This window comes from Hydrogenophaga sp. 2FB (assembly GCF_005503365.1).
Lineage (GTDB): Bacteria > Pseudomonadota > Gammaproteobacteria > Burkholderiales > Burkholderiaceae_C > Hydrogenophaga.
In genome coordinates this window covers 26,486-40,165 of the sequence record NZ_SCML01000057.1, presented here as the reverse complement: position 1 = coordinate 40,165, position 13,680 = coordinate 26,486, and the positions used below count along the sequence as shown (strand labels likewise).

Annotated in this window: 15 protein-coding genes; 5 read left to right on the top strand and 10 right to left on the bottom strand. The window is 65.8% G+C overall.

Annotated elements, in window-relative coordinates; translation table 11 throughout:
- The 3 genes from FFS09_RS25285 to FFS09_RS25275 all read left to right on the top strand — a co-directional run.
- Positions 1-1,445 (top strand): MFS transporter (locus tag FFS09_RS25285; RefSeq protein WP_212745154.1); only part of this gene is annotated, 1,445 nt, incomplete at its 5' end.
- A 68-nt stretch (positions 1,446-1,513) separates the two neighbouring features.
- The gene (locus FFS09_RS25280) at positions 1,514-1,831 is read left to right on the top strand and encodes a tetratricopeptide repeat protein (protein WP_137921705.1); all 318 of its coding nucleotides are present in this window, start codon (positions 1,514-1,516) and stop codon (positions 1,829-1,831) included.
- A gap of 282 nt (positions 1,832-2,113) precedes the next feature.
- Complete coding sequence (locus tag FFS09_RS25275) at positions 2,114-3,388, top strand: tyrosine-type recombinase/integrase (RefSeq protein WP_137921704.1); 1,275 nt, start codon at positions 2,114-2,116, stop codon at positions 3,386-3,388.
- Positions 3,389-3,547: 159 nt separating this feature from the next.
- Here FFS09_RS25275 and FFS09_RS25270 read toward each other — a convergent pair whose 3' ends face one another.
- From FFS09_RS25270 to FFS09_RS25240, 7 genes are all read right to left on the bottom strand, one after another.
- Positions 3,548-4,054, bottom strand: a complete 507-nt coding sequence (locus FFS09_RS25270; RefSeq protein ID WP_137921703.1) for a hypothetical protein — start codon at positions 4,052-4,054, stop codon at positions 3,548-3,550.
- A gap of 2 nt (positions 4,055-4,056) precedes the next feature.
- Complete coding sequence (locus FFS09_RS25265; RefSeq protein ID WP_137921702.1) at positions 4,057-4,533, bottom strand: glycoside hydrolase family 108 protein; 477 nt, start codon at positions 4,531-4,533, stop codon at positions 4,057-4,059.
- Complete coding sequence (locus FFS09_RS25260) at positions 4,530-4,847, bottom strand: phage holin family protein (protein WP_137921701.1); 318 nt, start codon at positions 4,845-4,847, stop codon at positions 4,530-4,532. The genes FFS09_RS25265 and FFS09_RS25260 overlap by 4 nt, the downstream gene beginning before the upstream one ends.
- 47 nt (positions 4,848-4,894) lie before the next feature.
- Positions 4,895-5,173, bottom strand: coding sequence for a phage fiber-tail adaptor protein (locus tag FFS09_RS25255; protein WP_137921700.1), 279 nt, complete (start codon positions 5,171-5,173; stop codon positions 4,895-4,897).
- 24 nt (positions 5,174-5,197) lie between these two features.
- Positions 5,198-6,667 (bottom strand): hypothetical protein, encoded by a 1,470-nt coding sequence (locus tag FFS09_RS25250; protein WP_137921699.1) that lies wholly within the window; start codon positions 6,665-6,667, stop codon positions 5,198-5,200.
- 135 nt (positions 6,668-6,802) lie between these two features.
- The gene (locus FFS09_RS25245; protein ID WP_137921698.1) at positions 6,803-7,168 is read right to left on the bottom strand and encodes a hypothetical protein; all 366 of its coding nucleotides are present in this window, start codon (positions 7,166-7,168) and stop codon (positions 6,803-6,805) included.
- Positions 7,169-7,170: 2 nt separating this feature from the next.
- Positions 7,171-7,662, bottom strand: a complete 492-nt coding sequence (locus FFS09_RS25240) for a hypothetical protein (RefSeq protein WP_137921697.1) — start codon at positions 7,660-7,662, stop codon at positions 7,171-7,173.
- A gap of 313 nt (positions 7,663-7,975) precedes the next feature.
- On the opposite strand from FFS09_RS25240, the gene FFS09_RS25235 reads away from it, so the two are divergent.
- Positions 7,976-8,482 carry an ImmA/IrrE family metallo-endopeptidase gene (locus FFS09_RS25235; protein WP_137921696.1) on the top strand — a complete coding sequence of 169 codons (507 nt, stop codon included), beginning with the start codon at positions 7,976-7,978 and terminating at the stop codon, positions 8,480-8,482.
- 230 nt (positions 8,483-8,712) lie between these two features.
- A complete protein-coding gene (locus FFS09_RS25230; protein WP_137921695.1) occupies positions 8,713-9,003 on the top strand; it encodes a hypothetical protein in 291 nt (96 codons plus the stop codon).
- Positions 9,004-9,093: 90 nt separating this feature from the next.
- On the opposite strand, the gene FFS09_RS25225 is transcribed toward FFS09_RS25230, so the two are convergent.
- The 3 genes from FFS09_RS25225 to FFS09_RS25215 are packed head-to-tail and all read right to left on the bottom strand — an operon-like array spanning position 9,094 to position 13,675.
- Complete coding sequence (locus FFS09_RS25225; RefSeq protein ID WP_137921694.1) at positions 9,094-11,496, bottom strand: hypothetical protein; 2,403 nt, start codon at positions 11,494-11,496, stop codon at positions 9,094-9,096.
- A 3-nt stretch (positions 11,497-11,499) separates the two neighbouring features.
- Positions 11,500-12,987 (bottom strand): hypothetical protein, encoded by a 1,488-nt coding sequence (locus FFS09_RS25220; RefSeq protein ID WP_137921693.1) that lies wholly within the window; start codon positions 12,985-12,987, stop codon positions 11,500-11,502.
- Positions 12,988-12,991: 4 nt separating this feature from the next.
- On the bottom strand, positions 12,992-13,675 hold the full coding sequence (locus FFS09_RS25215; RefSeq protein ID WP_137921692.1) for a hypothetical protein: 684 nt from the start codon (positions 13,673-13,675) through the stop codon (positions 12,992-12,994).
- Positions 13,676-13,680: the final 5 nt, after the last annotated feature.

Genomic DNA, 13,680 nt, shown 5'->3' with positions numbered 1-13,680 from the left:
TGTCCACCCTCACCGCGCCCCTCCCCGCCACCGCCTCCTGGAGCGACTTGCTCAAAGGAAAAAACGGCTGGCTCGCGCTCGCCCTGACCGGCGGCGTCGCCCTGCACGCCATCAACGTGCACATCGTCACCACCGTGCTGCCTTCGGTGGTGCAGGACATCGGCGGGCTGGACTGGTACGCCTGGAACACCACCCTGTTCGTGGTCGCCTCCATCGTCGGCGCCGCGCTCTCGGTGCGCCTGCTGTCCTCCCTCGGGCCGCGCGGCGCCTGCCTTGCTGCCCTGGGTGTGTTCGCGCTGGGTTCGGCCATTTGCGCCAGCGCCGGCGCCATGGGCTGGATGCTGGTCGGCCGCAGCGTGCAAGGCCTGGGCGGGGGCACCCTGGCGGCCTTGAGCTACGCGCTGATCCGCGTCGTGTTCGAGCCCGCCCTGTGGTTGCGCGCGGTGGCGCTGGTCTCCGGCATGTGGGGCATCGCCACGCTGAGCGGCCCGGCCGCGGGCGGCCTGTTCGCCGAGGCCGGCCACTGGCGCTGGGCCTTCTGGATCCTGCTGCCGATCTCGCTGTTGCAGGCACTGGTGGTGCTGGTGCAGTTGCGCCCTGCAGCCGGTGCCGTGGCCGGCCGTGGTCAGAAGCCGGACGTGCCCTTTGTGCAGGTGGGCCTGCTCGCCGGCTCCGTGCTGCTGATCGCCGCGGGCAGCGTGTCGCCGCTGCTGGTGTGGCAAGGCCTGGGCGTGGCCGGTGGCCTGGCCCTGGGCGCCATCGCTATCGCGGTGGACCGCAAGGCCGCGGTGCGCCTGCTGCCTTCCGGCGCGACGGTCCTGGGCTCGCCGCTGGGCGCGGTGTACGCGATCGTGGCACTGCTGCTGGTGGGCACGACGACCGAGATCTACGTGCCCTACTTCCTGCAAGTGCTGCACGGCTATCCGCCGCTGGCGGCGGGTTATCTCACCGCCGCCATGGCGGGTGGCTGGAGCGCGGGCTCGCTGCTGTCGTCGGGCCGCGATGGCGCCGCCGCCGCTCGCCTGCTGCGGGCCGGCCCCGTGCTGACCACCATCAGCCTGCTGGCCCTGGCCGTGGTGGTACCCGGCAGCGCGGACCTGAGCCCCGGCATGCGCCTGCTGCTCTGCGGTCTGCCGCTGGCGGGTGCGGGCGCCGGCGTGGGCATCGGTTGGCCCCATCTGCTGAACCGTGTGCTGAACCTGGCGCCCGCTGGTGAAGGTGACACCGCGTCTGCCGCCATCACCACCATCCAGCTCTACGGCATGGCGGTGGGCGCGGCGGTCGCCGGCCTGGTGGCGAACGCCGCCGGTCTCACCGACCCGGGCGGTCCGCTGGGCGCGCGCTCCGCCGCGGTCTGGCTATTCGCAAGCTTTGCCCTGGCGCCGGCGCTGGCGGCCCTGCTGGCCCGCCGCATCACGCGCCAAACGGGCTCGCCCTCGCCTTGAGCAGCGCCGCGGCCTTCCTTTTGGCCAGGTACCTGGGTACCAGCGCCCTCACCTCAACAGGAGCTGCCATGCGCCAACGACTGGAAAAAATGCTGACCGAGGGCCACGACAACGCCTTGCTGCGTTTCGGGTTGGGTCAGGCCTGCCTCAAGGACGAGGACGCTGAAGCCGCCGTGTTGCACCTGACGCAGGCCACGGCGCAGAATCCGCACCACTCGGCCGCCTGGAAACTGCTCGGCGTGGCGCTGCGCCAGCTCGAACGCCTGAATGCCGCCGAAGCGGCCTGGACCCAGGGCCTGGCCGTGGCGGAACAGCAAGGGGACCACCAGTCAGTCAAGGAAATGACGGTCTTCCTCAAACGTCTGCGGCGGCTCGCGGCCGAGTGACGGGGCCGCTCGATCGAGCGATCGGTTCATCGCATACTTGGCGCTTCGCTGCCGTGCACCAGCACGCTGTCCAACCAATACGATGGGTCCACCATGAAACTTGCCACCTGCAAGTTCTAATGACGTTCCACAGTGTTCCGGTGCGGTCCATGACCCCGCGCAACCCCTTGTAAAGCCTTGCGTTTCTGTTTCCCGACGTGTCAACTCGCGGCACAACATCACACGGGAATTGGGTAGCTAGCTGGGTAGCTAGACCGCCCAGCTACCCAGAACAGGAACCAAGTGGCGAAATCAGTTCACCTCCTCAACGACATCCAGCTCAAGGCCTGGATGGCCAAACGCGAAGCCGTCGCAAAGTCTGACGGCGACGGCCTCACCTTCACCCTTTCCGCTTCCGGCACCGCCACCTGGGTGCTGCGCTACCGTGCGATCGAAGGCCGTCGGCGTGAGCTCACCATCGGCAACTACCCCGACATCGGCCTGTCCGCCGCGCGCGAGAAGGCGCGTGCGCACCGGGTGGCCATCGACGAAGGCCGCGACCCTGGCGCAGAGAAAGGCCAGGAGAAGGTGCGCGCCATGGCGGCCTGGTCGGTGCGCGACCTGGTGGCCGACCTGCGCGACAAGGTGCTGGTCGAGCCCGCCTATGCCGCCAAGACGATCAAGTACCGGCTGGTGGACTTCGATCAGGTGATCCTGCCCAAGCTTGGCGCGCGGCGCGTGGACAGCATCACGCCGGTGGACATCGTGGCCATGATCGAATCGGCGAAACGGACGTGGACCATCAGCAAGCGCCTGATCACGTCGGCGTCGAAGCTGTTCGAACACGCAGTCGGTCGGCAGATCATCCCGGCGAACCCGTGCACTGGCATTCAGCTGTCGGCCATCAAGGGGCCCCGGCCGCCCATTCGCAAGCGCCTCATGCTGGACCAGGCCGAGCTGCGCGTGCTGCTGCGCGACACGGATGCGATCGGCCGGGAAAACTCCCTCGCTCTGCTGATCCTGCTGGCCACCTGCGTTCGGGGCATTGAGCTGGTCAAGGCACGCAAGGAACACCTCGACCTGGAGCGCGGCACGTGGTGGGTTCCCGACGAGTCCGTAAAGACGCGCGCCGGGTTCCTCGTGCCGCTGGTGCCCGTGGTGGTGGAGTGGTTCCGGGAGCTGCTTGCCCTGTCCGGCGATTCCGAGTTCGTGCTGCCGGCACGCACGGAGAAACGCTTGCGCGAGCACGGCGGCGACACCCACGTCGGCGAGACGACGCTTTGGGCAGCCATCGCCCGAGCATTCGATCGCAACGACCTGGACATCCGCCGCTTCACCCCGCACGACACGCGGTCAACCGCCAAGGGTCACATGCGCAACATGGGCATCTCGCGGGAGATCTCGGAAATCGCCCTGAACCACAAGCTGCAGGGGATGGAGGGCATCTACGACGTGCGGGAAGAAATCCCCGAACGTCGGGCGGCGCTGGCCAAGTGGGCGGCTTTCCTTGTCGCCTGCCAGCGGAGCGCGCCGGCATCCAGAGGCGGCAAGGTCGTTGCCCTCCGCCGCGCGGCATAGCCTCCCTGCCAGAAACGAAAAAGCCCCCTGACCGGTGAGGGCCAGGGGGCGAAACCAACAGTCGAGTGGCAACTGCGATAGTTGGAGGGAGACTCGGTCAGAGGAACAGGGCCTAGACCAGGGTGGCGATGGATGCCAGCCAGATCAGGCCCAGGGTGGTCATTTGGGTTGCTGCCCGCGCGCAATGAGCGCGGTCTTCTCGGCGCTGCCCTTGGTGGAGCCGAAGTAGTACGCCAGCACCTGCTCCGCTTTGGCGGACAGGTAGCCCACCAGCGTGCCGGCCATCACGCTCTCGGCCTTGCTCCAGCCCATCAGGATGGAGGCCACCATGGTGATGAAGGCACCGACCACGACGTAGGCCAGGATCTTGTTGGTGTTGTCCTTCACGACGGCTTCACGCTGGCGCGCGCTGTCGCGGTCCTTGGTCAGCAGCTCTTCGAACTTGAAGCCCAGTTCGCGCTCGTGCTTGACCAGGTCCATCTCGGCGATCTTGATGGCGGCGATCTGTTCAGCGTTCAACTGGCCGATGGCCAGCAGTTCCTGCACCTTCTCGGTGGTGGCATCCTGCCAGCCGAAGGCCTTGCCGAGCGCATCCACGGCCAGGCCAGCCAGTGGGCCGCCGAGCGCGGTGGCGACGGTAGGAGCGATGGTTTTCAGCCAGTCCATGGTCAGGTTCCAAGAAGTGCGGCGATGCGCCGGGCCCAGCCCTTGCCGAAGGCCGGCCAGGTGGGAAGGTCTGTCATGAACTGCAAACGTGTGCCGAGCATCGTGCTCTTCAGCTGGAAGGCGTTGGCCTCGCTCACCAGTGCAAGGGTCTTGGGTCCGAGCGCGCCATCGTCGACCGCGCCCACGGAGCGCTGCAGCCACTTCACGGCCTGCTTCACCCCAGAGTTCACCGCGGCATCGAACACGGCGTAGCGCACCGCGGCGGGCAGCTGGTCGGCCTTCACGGCGTCCCAGTAGTCCCGGCGATAGATGGCCTTGGCGAGGTCCACGGGAAGGTCGCGCATGTGGCCCGAATAGCCGGTGGCGCGCGCCACACGCTCGGTCACACCCCAGCAGGTTGCACCGCCCGGATCCTTGGGGTGGTCAACGTAGCCGCCCTCATGGCCCAGCAGCGCGTGGAAAGCGTCGTCGAAGTTCATGAAGGTTCCTCTTCGAGCGGCGCCGGCCGCGACATCATCTTTTGCATGCGCCGCACGTGCTCGCGCTCGCGGCGGTCTTCCTCTAGCTCGGCCAGTTCCCGCAGGCGCTGCTCGCGCATGTCGCGGCGCTTCTGGAAATAGAGGTTCGTAATGAAGCCCAGCACGCCTAGGGCGAAGCCACAGATTGCGACCATGTTTTGATGAAGAAAACCGAAGACAGCGGCCGTCCCGCCGCCAAGGAATGTCAGCTTGTTGCTGACGTAGATCGTGGCTGCCTCGACGGCTTCTTTGATGGCGCTCAGATGCAAGTTCATGGCCGGTGATGGTCAAGGCCCATCCACCCCGGAACGCCAAAAAGTGATCAGACGTCGCGCACCACGATCAGGATCTCGTGCTCTTTCGTTCGCCCGCCGGTGGTGGTCATGCGCCCGGTCGCCTTGTATCTCCCCGCCACCGCCGCAGAAACCCAGAGCTTGATGTTCTGCCCGACGATCTCCGAATGCAGGAGGTTGATGCCGGTGGGCAGCGGGTCCACCACGTGGGTGGCTGGCGTGTCAGCCATGAGCGTCAGGTACTCGCCATAGAGCATGTCGAAGTCCTGCACCTCGCCGGGTTGCATGTCGAATTTGTCGATGGGCATGGGGTGTCCTCTCGTGAAATGTGATCAGTCCACTGGGACCGTGGAGGTGTAGGAGCCGGGTGGCACCTGGGACTGGTAGACGCCGACGGGCACGCCGGACGTGTATTCACCAGGTGGCACGCTGGACGTGTAGGTGCCAGCCGGAACGCTGGAGCGGTATGCCGATGGATCGCGGCTGAATCCCGATGCGTCCAGCACATAGAGCGACAGCCCAAGCGCCGCCACTTCGCTGTGGCGCACAGCCGCCTCGATAGCCACGCCGAGGGTGCGCTGCAGACAGATCGCTGCGGCCAACCCCACGTTCGCGCTGGCCAGCCTCGCGACTGCCATTTGCACAGACGTGGCCGCGGCGGTGGCGAACTGCACGGCGGCCTGCAGCGCCAAAACCTGCGTACTGGCACCCTGCACCTGCAGGTCGATCGCTGCGCCGGCCTGGCGAGGCGACAGCACCACCAGGGAAGCATTCGCGGTTGCGGTCCGCCCCAGCTGCACGGCAACGTCGACAGATGCGCCAAGGGTGCGCGCCTGCGAAACCGCGATCGCAAGCGAAGAGGTGACGTCGCGCAGCTCGCGCACGGCGATGGCCAGCGAGGCGCTGAGCTCGGACCCGGCCTGCACCATCAGGCTCACGGCCGTGCCGACCTCCGAGGGCGCTTGCACTTGAAGATCGACGCTCGCTGCGGCGGTCTTGGCCTGCTGCACCACCGAATCAAGCGTCGCAGCGGCGGTGCGCGCGGTTTGAACCGCCAGCGCGAGATCTGAGCCTGCCAGACCTGGCGCCTGCACCGCGACCTGCACGAGTGCATTCGCAGCCTTCGCCTGCTGCACAGCTGCGTCGAGGCTGACGGTTGCGGAGCTCGCGGCCGAAACCGCCATGGCCAGCGAGGTGTTGGCCTGCTGCGGCGCCTGCACTGCGAGTGCCGCGTTCGCGGTGGCGGTTCGCGCCAGCTGTACGGCGGAGGACAGCGACGTTGCGATCGTCACCGGGGTGCTACCACCTCCAGATGCGCCTTTGATGCTGGCAATCGCAACACCGGGGAAGTTGCTGTTCCCCGAGGTAATGGTGTTTGAGCCAGCCGTTGGCGAATTGACTCGATAGAACACACCTCCAATCGCGTTCTCCGAGCGGTTTTGCACCAGCGTGCGTCCAACCGGCACGCCGGGCGCTGTACCTCCATCCTGAGATTCAAACACCAAGACATAGGCGTCGGTCTCGGCAGTGACGCTCCCGCTTGTTGTAGCGTATTGATTGTGGTTTGTGGCGAACCTGGTTGAATCCTTCCAGTTCGAATCCAGGTCTTTGAAAAACGCGATCGTGAGTGCTGGGCCTTGCCCTGGTGAGTTGGACCACGTAGGCGTGAATGTCTGCCCAGCGCCAGTAGTTGAGACATCGAAACGCCAGAGACCGGTGCCGTTGTGCGTGCCGTTGATCGATGGCGTCTGAGTTCTGTCGGAGGTGTTCGCAATGGCGAAGGACGACGAAAAAGTCGTCATCCCAGCAAAGGCTCCGTACTCGCCCCAGAAAGCAACCGCGCCCGTTGCGCCTGCGGGAACGGTTAGAGATCCTCCGCCTGATGTGAGCGTGACTAGGCCGAGGGGAGTTGGCGCGGCCATATCAACCCCTGAGGGTTAGACCAACAGGTCTTGGCGCGTGACGATCACATCCGTGCCGTCGGTATACACGCGCACGCCGGCGATCTCCACATAAGCCCATTCCACGTGTTGAGGCTCGATGGGGGTGCAGGACAGCTGCAGCGCGTGCAGGCGCGCGGCCACGTCCTCGGCCGACATCGTGTTGGCGAGCAGCTCACCCGACAGGGCATTGAGCTGCGGAATCAGGCGTTCGGCCATCGGCGCGACCATGACCGTTCGGATGGCCCGGCGCAGGCGCACTTCGCCGTCGGCGTCCAGGCACATGAGCCGCGTGGCTCCGTTCGTGGCCACCGGTGGCATGCCCTCGTTACGGACGATCGTGAAAGGGGTTGGCTTCCCCATGTTCAGATCTCGTCCCAGCCGAAGGTCAGTGCCTCGCTGGGCGTGAGCCCACCTGCAGCTGCGCTGGTGACCTCCGCCAGCAGCACAGCGTGATCGCCCTTCTCACCGGTGCCCGTGAAAGGGCCGGCGCCCAGGCTCAGCGGTGCCCCGCTGCTGTAGGTAAAGGCGTTGGTGTAGCCAGTGCTCGCGGACCCCAGTGCAGGCGTGGTGTAGCTGGCCACAGCCTTGGCCCACAAGTTGATGCCGGTCCCGAGGCCGCTGGAGCCGTCGGTGTACATCTTCGCGTTGGTCATCTGCGTGAACGACCCACCGGTGATGTTGAGGCGCAGCCATTTCTCGAAAGACCAGTCGGAGCCGCTGGTTGGCTTCACGAGCGGATTCACGAGGTCGACGGTGCTGTTGTCGGCCTTCTTCATGCGGACGTTGCCGCCGGTCTTGTCGGTGGGAGTACCGCCGACACCGTTCTTTTCAATGATCTGGACTGTTGCTGGCATGGGGATCTCTCCATTCGCGCGGTGGGTAAGTGCCGCGGAATGGTCAGCCCAGGCGATGCGCGCAGTGCCGAAAAGTGATCTAGAGGGTCGGATCGGTCACTTAAATCCACTCAAATTGCGATATCACCATCCAAAATCGATGATCGGTAAACTCAATGCCGATATCGCCAAATGGCCCAAAAGTTCATGAGCTACATGAAGTGGTTGAAAAAAACCCCTTGAAATTCAAAGCTCTAGGCCACACACTACTATTCGCGTAACAGAAGTTACGCACCTGCCCCGGGTACCCTACCTTTCCTGGAGCCTCACTTCAATGTCTTACGCTTCGCCCACTGTTTACTTCTCACGTGACCCCGCAATAGCTGCCGCGCAGATGTTGCAATCTCAATGGAATGGCGTGCTTCCTGTCGATGTCGAACAGTTGGCATTTGATTCCGGCTTAGAGGTGTCCCATCGGAGTCCTTTCGATGCTGAGCCTTTCCCATACAGCGGACGATTCATCCGTGACTCGCATCTCATAGAAGTGAACGCTAGCGATGCACCCGTGCGTCAGCGGTTCACCATTGCTCACGAACTGGGACACTTCGCGCTCGGCCATCCTGATGCGCTTCGCGACTACCCTTCAGTTTTCTCGGCTTCAGCCACAGACCCCATCGAACGAGAAGCCAACCTGTTCGCTGCATCCGTGCTAATGCCAGAGGATGCACTGCGAAAAGTGTACCGTTCCGGTCAAGCTACCAACCTAGATGAGCTGGCGGGCATGTTTGGTGTGTCCAAGGTCGCAATGACGTACAGGCTACAAAATCTTCGGTTGATCTGATGCCGGACGATCCCATCGATTCGGTAGGCCCAATTCCGCGCCCTCAGCCTCATGACGATCTAGGTGGCGACTCTCTACCTCCAAGAAGAGACCCGCGTCGAATAGTCTTCGTTGGACCGCCAACACCTCGCACAGCGAGCGACCAGACAGAGTTGGAAAGACGGGCAAACGAAGGACTTCTCGACACCACGCACAGGCGGCTCTACAGGACGGCTGCGATCGGCATAGGCATGGCCACAGTCGTTGCATTCATCATCCTGCTCAGCACCTTGGTGTTCGCCGTCGAAAGCAACATCACGAAGGACGTTTCCCCTCTCGCTGCCGGGCTCTGCGGCTCACTGATACTGTCTGTCACAGTGATGATCCTTGGGTTCGCAAAATACGCGTTTGCACCTTTGGATGCGAAGCAACCTGATACCGGAGTTCAACTTCCTGCCGCCGAGGCGACCAAGGCGGCATTGAGCACTGTGGGCGAAATCCTGTCGGAAGCTGGCAAGGCCATAGTGACCAAAATCAAGTAGGCCGCCTAGAATCCGGCGATGGACAACGACACCCTGCGCATCGTTCTCGCCGCCGTTCTGGCGCCCCTCGTGTGGGCGCCCGTGCACTGGCTAGTTGATCGCCGCGCCGCCAAGAACGCCACCCGCGACGCCGCCCGCCGGGTAGAGCAGCTGAAGCGCGCGGAGAACTTCGGGCGAAAGCTCGCGCGCTGGTTCCGCCGCAGCCGGTGAGAGCGCCTGGCCGATCGCGCGTTCCGTGCGCATCGCGCCCGTCTTGTCGGCAATCAAACCAGCCACCGGCCCCACGCCAGGGATACGCCCCACGGTCCGGCTACCGAGCTGAGACAGCAGGTTCATCACGGCCGCGCCGGTGCCGCTGGAGTTCGTCCCGTACTTCGCGCCCACCGGAATACTGTTGATGTCGCTGGCCACCTTGCCGGCCAGGTTCAATCGTACGATCTCGGCGGGCGAGAAGAACACCTGCAGCTTCTGCGGGCCGATCGCGCGCACCGTGTTCAGGTAGCGTTCGGAGGTGAAGCCCTTGTCGCCGCTGACGTTCTCGCCGAACGCCGCGCGTTTCAAGTGGTCGGCCACCTGGGCTCGGGCCTGGGACAGCGCATCCGGGCTGTTCTGCAGCACGTTGCGCATGGCCTCCACGTCCCGCACATCGGCGTTCAGGATGAAATTGCGCACGAACTGATCGGGGGCGTCATTGTCGAGCGCCGCCTTGAGCGCGGGCGTGGCCTCGATGGTGGCGAAGCGGTCGCGCGCGGCGCGGCGCGCTTGGTCGAACGCGGCGCGCGCGGCGGCGCCTTCGTCGATCGGTGGCGCCATCGCTGGGCCCATGGCAGTGCCGGGCGTGGGCATCTGCGGAAACTCGATGTCGGTGGCCAGTGCGGTGCCGGGCGGGCGCGGCAACTGCGGCGCCATGCGCGGCACGACGTCCGTCACGCCCTCATCGACCACCTCACCAGCGGCGCGACCGAGATCATCGGCCATCCCGCCTGCAGCAGCTTGCGCGGGCGCGGCGGCCAGGGGCGTGCCGTGCAGCGCATCGCGCACCACACCCACGGCGCGCGCGGCGGCGGCGTCACCGGCGCGATCGGCGCGGCGTTGCGCTTGGGACAGGAGCGTGTCGATCTGCACGGCCGCGTCGACGTTGAAAGGCGTCTTTCCCTCGCTGATCTGGTTGAGCAGGTTGCGCACGTCGGAAGGGAGGAACGCGCCGAACATGCCTTCGTCCAGGGCGTTATTCGCGTTGGTGCTGAAGGTGGCGCGCTCGAGATCCGCTGCGCGGCCCGCGTTCATGCCGCGCGCGGTGTTGTAGAGATCGTCCACACCGGCGCGCACAGGCGCATCAGCTTCGCGCAGGGCGTCCATGAAGCTCTGGCCGGCCGTGACGCGGTCCGTGGCCTCCCGTGCGCCCATGTGGTCGAACACCTCACCCAGGCGCTGGTTCTGGAGCTGGAAGCGGTCGGCCAGGTCGTTGCCCATGCCGCGCGCGCCGCGGTTGAGCTGCACGCCTGAGAGGTTCTTTTCGTTCGCGAACTGCATCGGGTCGCGCGTCATCTGGCCGAGCGTCGGCGCGGCATCGTCTGCCAGGCCCACGGCCTCGAATTGAGCGCGGCGCAGCATCGCCGCAGGATCCAGACGCCCACCGGTGCGGCCGGCTTCCTCGACCTGGCGGCGCACCGACTGCAGGATCACTTCGGGAGCGTCCTGGAGGTTCAGGCCCTGGGACTGCAGGATGTTGTTCACGCGGATGTTGACGCCATCGGGCGTGAACACGTTGCCGCGCGGCGTGGGTGTGGTCAGCGCCCGCGCGCCCTTGGCCAGGCCTTGCCCGACCTTGGCCACAGCCGGGGTGAGCACGCCGCCTGCAGCAGCGCCCATGGCGGCCTGGCCAGCCTTCTGACCCCAGAAGCCGTCTGTGGTGTCCACCACCGGCTGGAACAGCGCAGAGATGCCGCCAGCCATGGCGCCGCCGCGCGCGAGCTGGGCAGCAGTGGTGGCGCCCTTGAGCGCTCCGCCGCCCACGTAGTTCACGGGGTTCACCATGTTGCCGCCCAGGCGTGCCCAGTCGAAGCCCGGATCTTGACGCTCGCCGGTGATCAGGCCATTGAGCGTCGGCGGCTGCGCAGCGCGGCGCTGTTCGTCATAGCTCTGGTTCACGCCCTGAACGATGTTATCCACGCCTTGCACGCCCGTGGAACGGGCCACCGGCAGGCCCTTGTCCGCCAGCCAGTTGCCCACGTTGTCCACCGCGCGCCCCACGCCCTCAGGCACCACGCGGCGCAGCAGCTGCGCACCCGCGTCGATCGGGTCGCGCAGGCCCATGGCCATGCCGCTGGTGGGCGCGTCGACCTTGGGCAAGGCAGGTGCCGCGGGCGCGGCATTGTGCCCGCCACCGAAGTTCTGCTGAGCGTAGGACAGCACATCCTGCTCGCTGGCGCCGTCGGGCGCGGTGATCTCGTAGCTGGCGCCGTCCGGGCCGGTGATCTTGAATTTTGCCATGGGTCACTCCACTCGCTGAATCGACCAGCCGCCACCCGGTGCCCCGCCCGTGGCGTCCCAGCCGCCAGTGGCGCCACCGGGGCGTTCTGCGGGTTGAGTGTGGGCACCCGGGCGCGGGCGATACCGTTGCGTCTCTGGCACCTCTTGAAGCATCAATCGGGTGGCGAGTTCCCGGTTCTGACGCTTCTGTGCGATCACGAGATCATCATCACCCGGCTGCGGGAAGTACTGTTTTTCCGCGTTGGTGAATTCCATCGGCTGGATCGTGGCGCCAGACTCTCGGCGCAGCACAGCATTGATGAAGTCGCGGCGCGCCTGGTCGACCTTCTGCTGCTTCGGCGACTGCGTCCAGTTGGTCGCCGACCCCGCGATGTCAGAGAGAGTGCCACCCATCGAATCGGTGCCCAAGCCGAGCACGCGGCCAGTGCCTTCCGCGATGGCCTTGATGCTGCCCGGCCGCTGGACACCCTCGCGCTCCAGCTCGGTGAGGATCTTGTTCGATTCGAGCATGCGCCCGCCGAAGATGTTGGCCTTTGCCTGGCCTTCGGTGAGGGCCTTGCCACCACCACCGGCTGCGCCCTTGATGACGGGGCGGCCCTGGGCATCCAGCACCGGTTGCGCGCTCAGCGTGCGTTTGTTGACCACGGTGATGGCGCCGTCCTGCCCGGTGACCACCTGCAGGTCACCCGTGCGCAAGCCCTGGTCCATGTCCTGGCGCGTCTTCGCTGCGCTGGCGTAGCTGCTGGCAGCCGATGCGCGCGATGCGCCGGCCCGTGCCTTGTCGGCCTCGATCTCCGCCGCGGTCTTGTTGCCGAAGAGCGCGCGCAGGCCCGCATTTGCGACGTCTTGCTCACCGGTCACCTGGTTGAGCGCGGTGCCGGTGGTGCCCACGGCTGCGAACGGCGTGAATTCCTTCTTCCCGCGCACAGTGTTGAGCCTGCTCATGCCCATGTCGTCGCCGCGGCGTGCGGCGCCCACAGCTTCCGCCATCACGTCTTGATCCTGATACTCGCCGACCGCTTTGGCGATGTTCAAGCTGTTGCTGTCACCCACGGTCATGGCGGTGTTGGTCAGACCCAGCGTCTGCAGGATCCGTGCGGCCGTGTCGTCCTGGTACATCTTGGGCGCCTGCATCACCGGGCCCATGTCGTCCGCTGGCGTCGCGTACTTCGCAGGCAGCTGGCCCGTGCGCATGAAGCCGCCGAATTCCTCCTGCTGGTGCAGCGGCACGCCGCGCTGCATCATGGCCGTCTGCATCATGGAGCCGAGAGTGCCGCGCTCGCGCTGGTCCTCGACCTCGCCGGCCTTGGCCTGGTAGAGCGCGGTCTGGGCATTGCGCACGTTCATCTGGCTCTGCACGTTGCGCGCCTCCTCGGCGGCCTGTGCAGCCATAGCGGGAGCCATGGAGATCGAACGGAACAGGTTGCCAACGCCGCCGGCGAGGTCCTGGCCACCGCCACCGGCTCCGCTGGTTGCAAGTCGAAATCGCATGGTTTTAGCCTCCGTTCCAGGCCGACACCGGACGGAAGCCGGCCTGCATGATGTCGGGGTTGGAGTAGGCGCCAGCGGGCACCTTCGCGGCACCCAGTCCCGCAGAGGCCATGCGCCCGGCTCCGTATGAGGTCAGCGCGCCGCCGATCAACTGCGAGCCCAGGCTGGGCGTCACCATGTTGGCCTGGTGGCTGTTGATCTGGTTCATGTTGTCGGCACCGTTCTGGATGCGGCCGATCGCGCCGGCCGTGTCGCCGATGCCCACAGCCTCATTGCGGCGCAGCTGACCAGCCGAGCCGATACGGCCCATGAGTTGGGCCAGGGTGCGCAGTGATTCGGTGCTCTTTGCCTTCTCGCGCGCCGTCGCTGCGAGGTAGTCGCCGGTGCCGGCAGCGGTAGGGATGGTGCTGCCGACCTGAACGCCCTGGGCGGTGATGGGCGTGCCCTCCACGGCTTGGCGGTAGTCGCCTTCCATGGCCTGGGCGATCTCTTGCTGCTGCTCGGCGCGGTTGTCCGGGTTGAACTCCAGCGCCTTGCGCAGCGCCACGTCGGTGGCCTTGTTGCGCTCGTTCAGCATCTCCTGCTGACCGGCAACGGCAATGCGACTTTGCTTTTTGAGCACCTGATTCTGCCCGTGCGCCGTGATCGCGGCACCTGCGAGCATCAGGCCAATGGTGATCGGATCCATGCTTT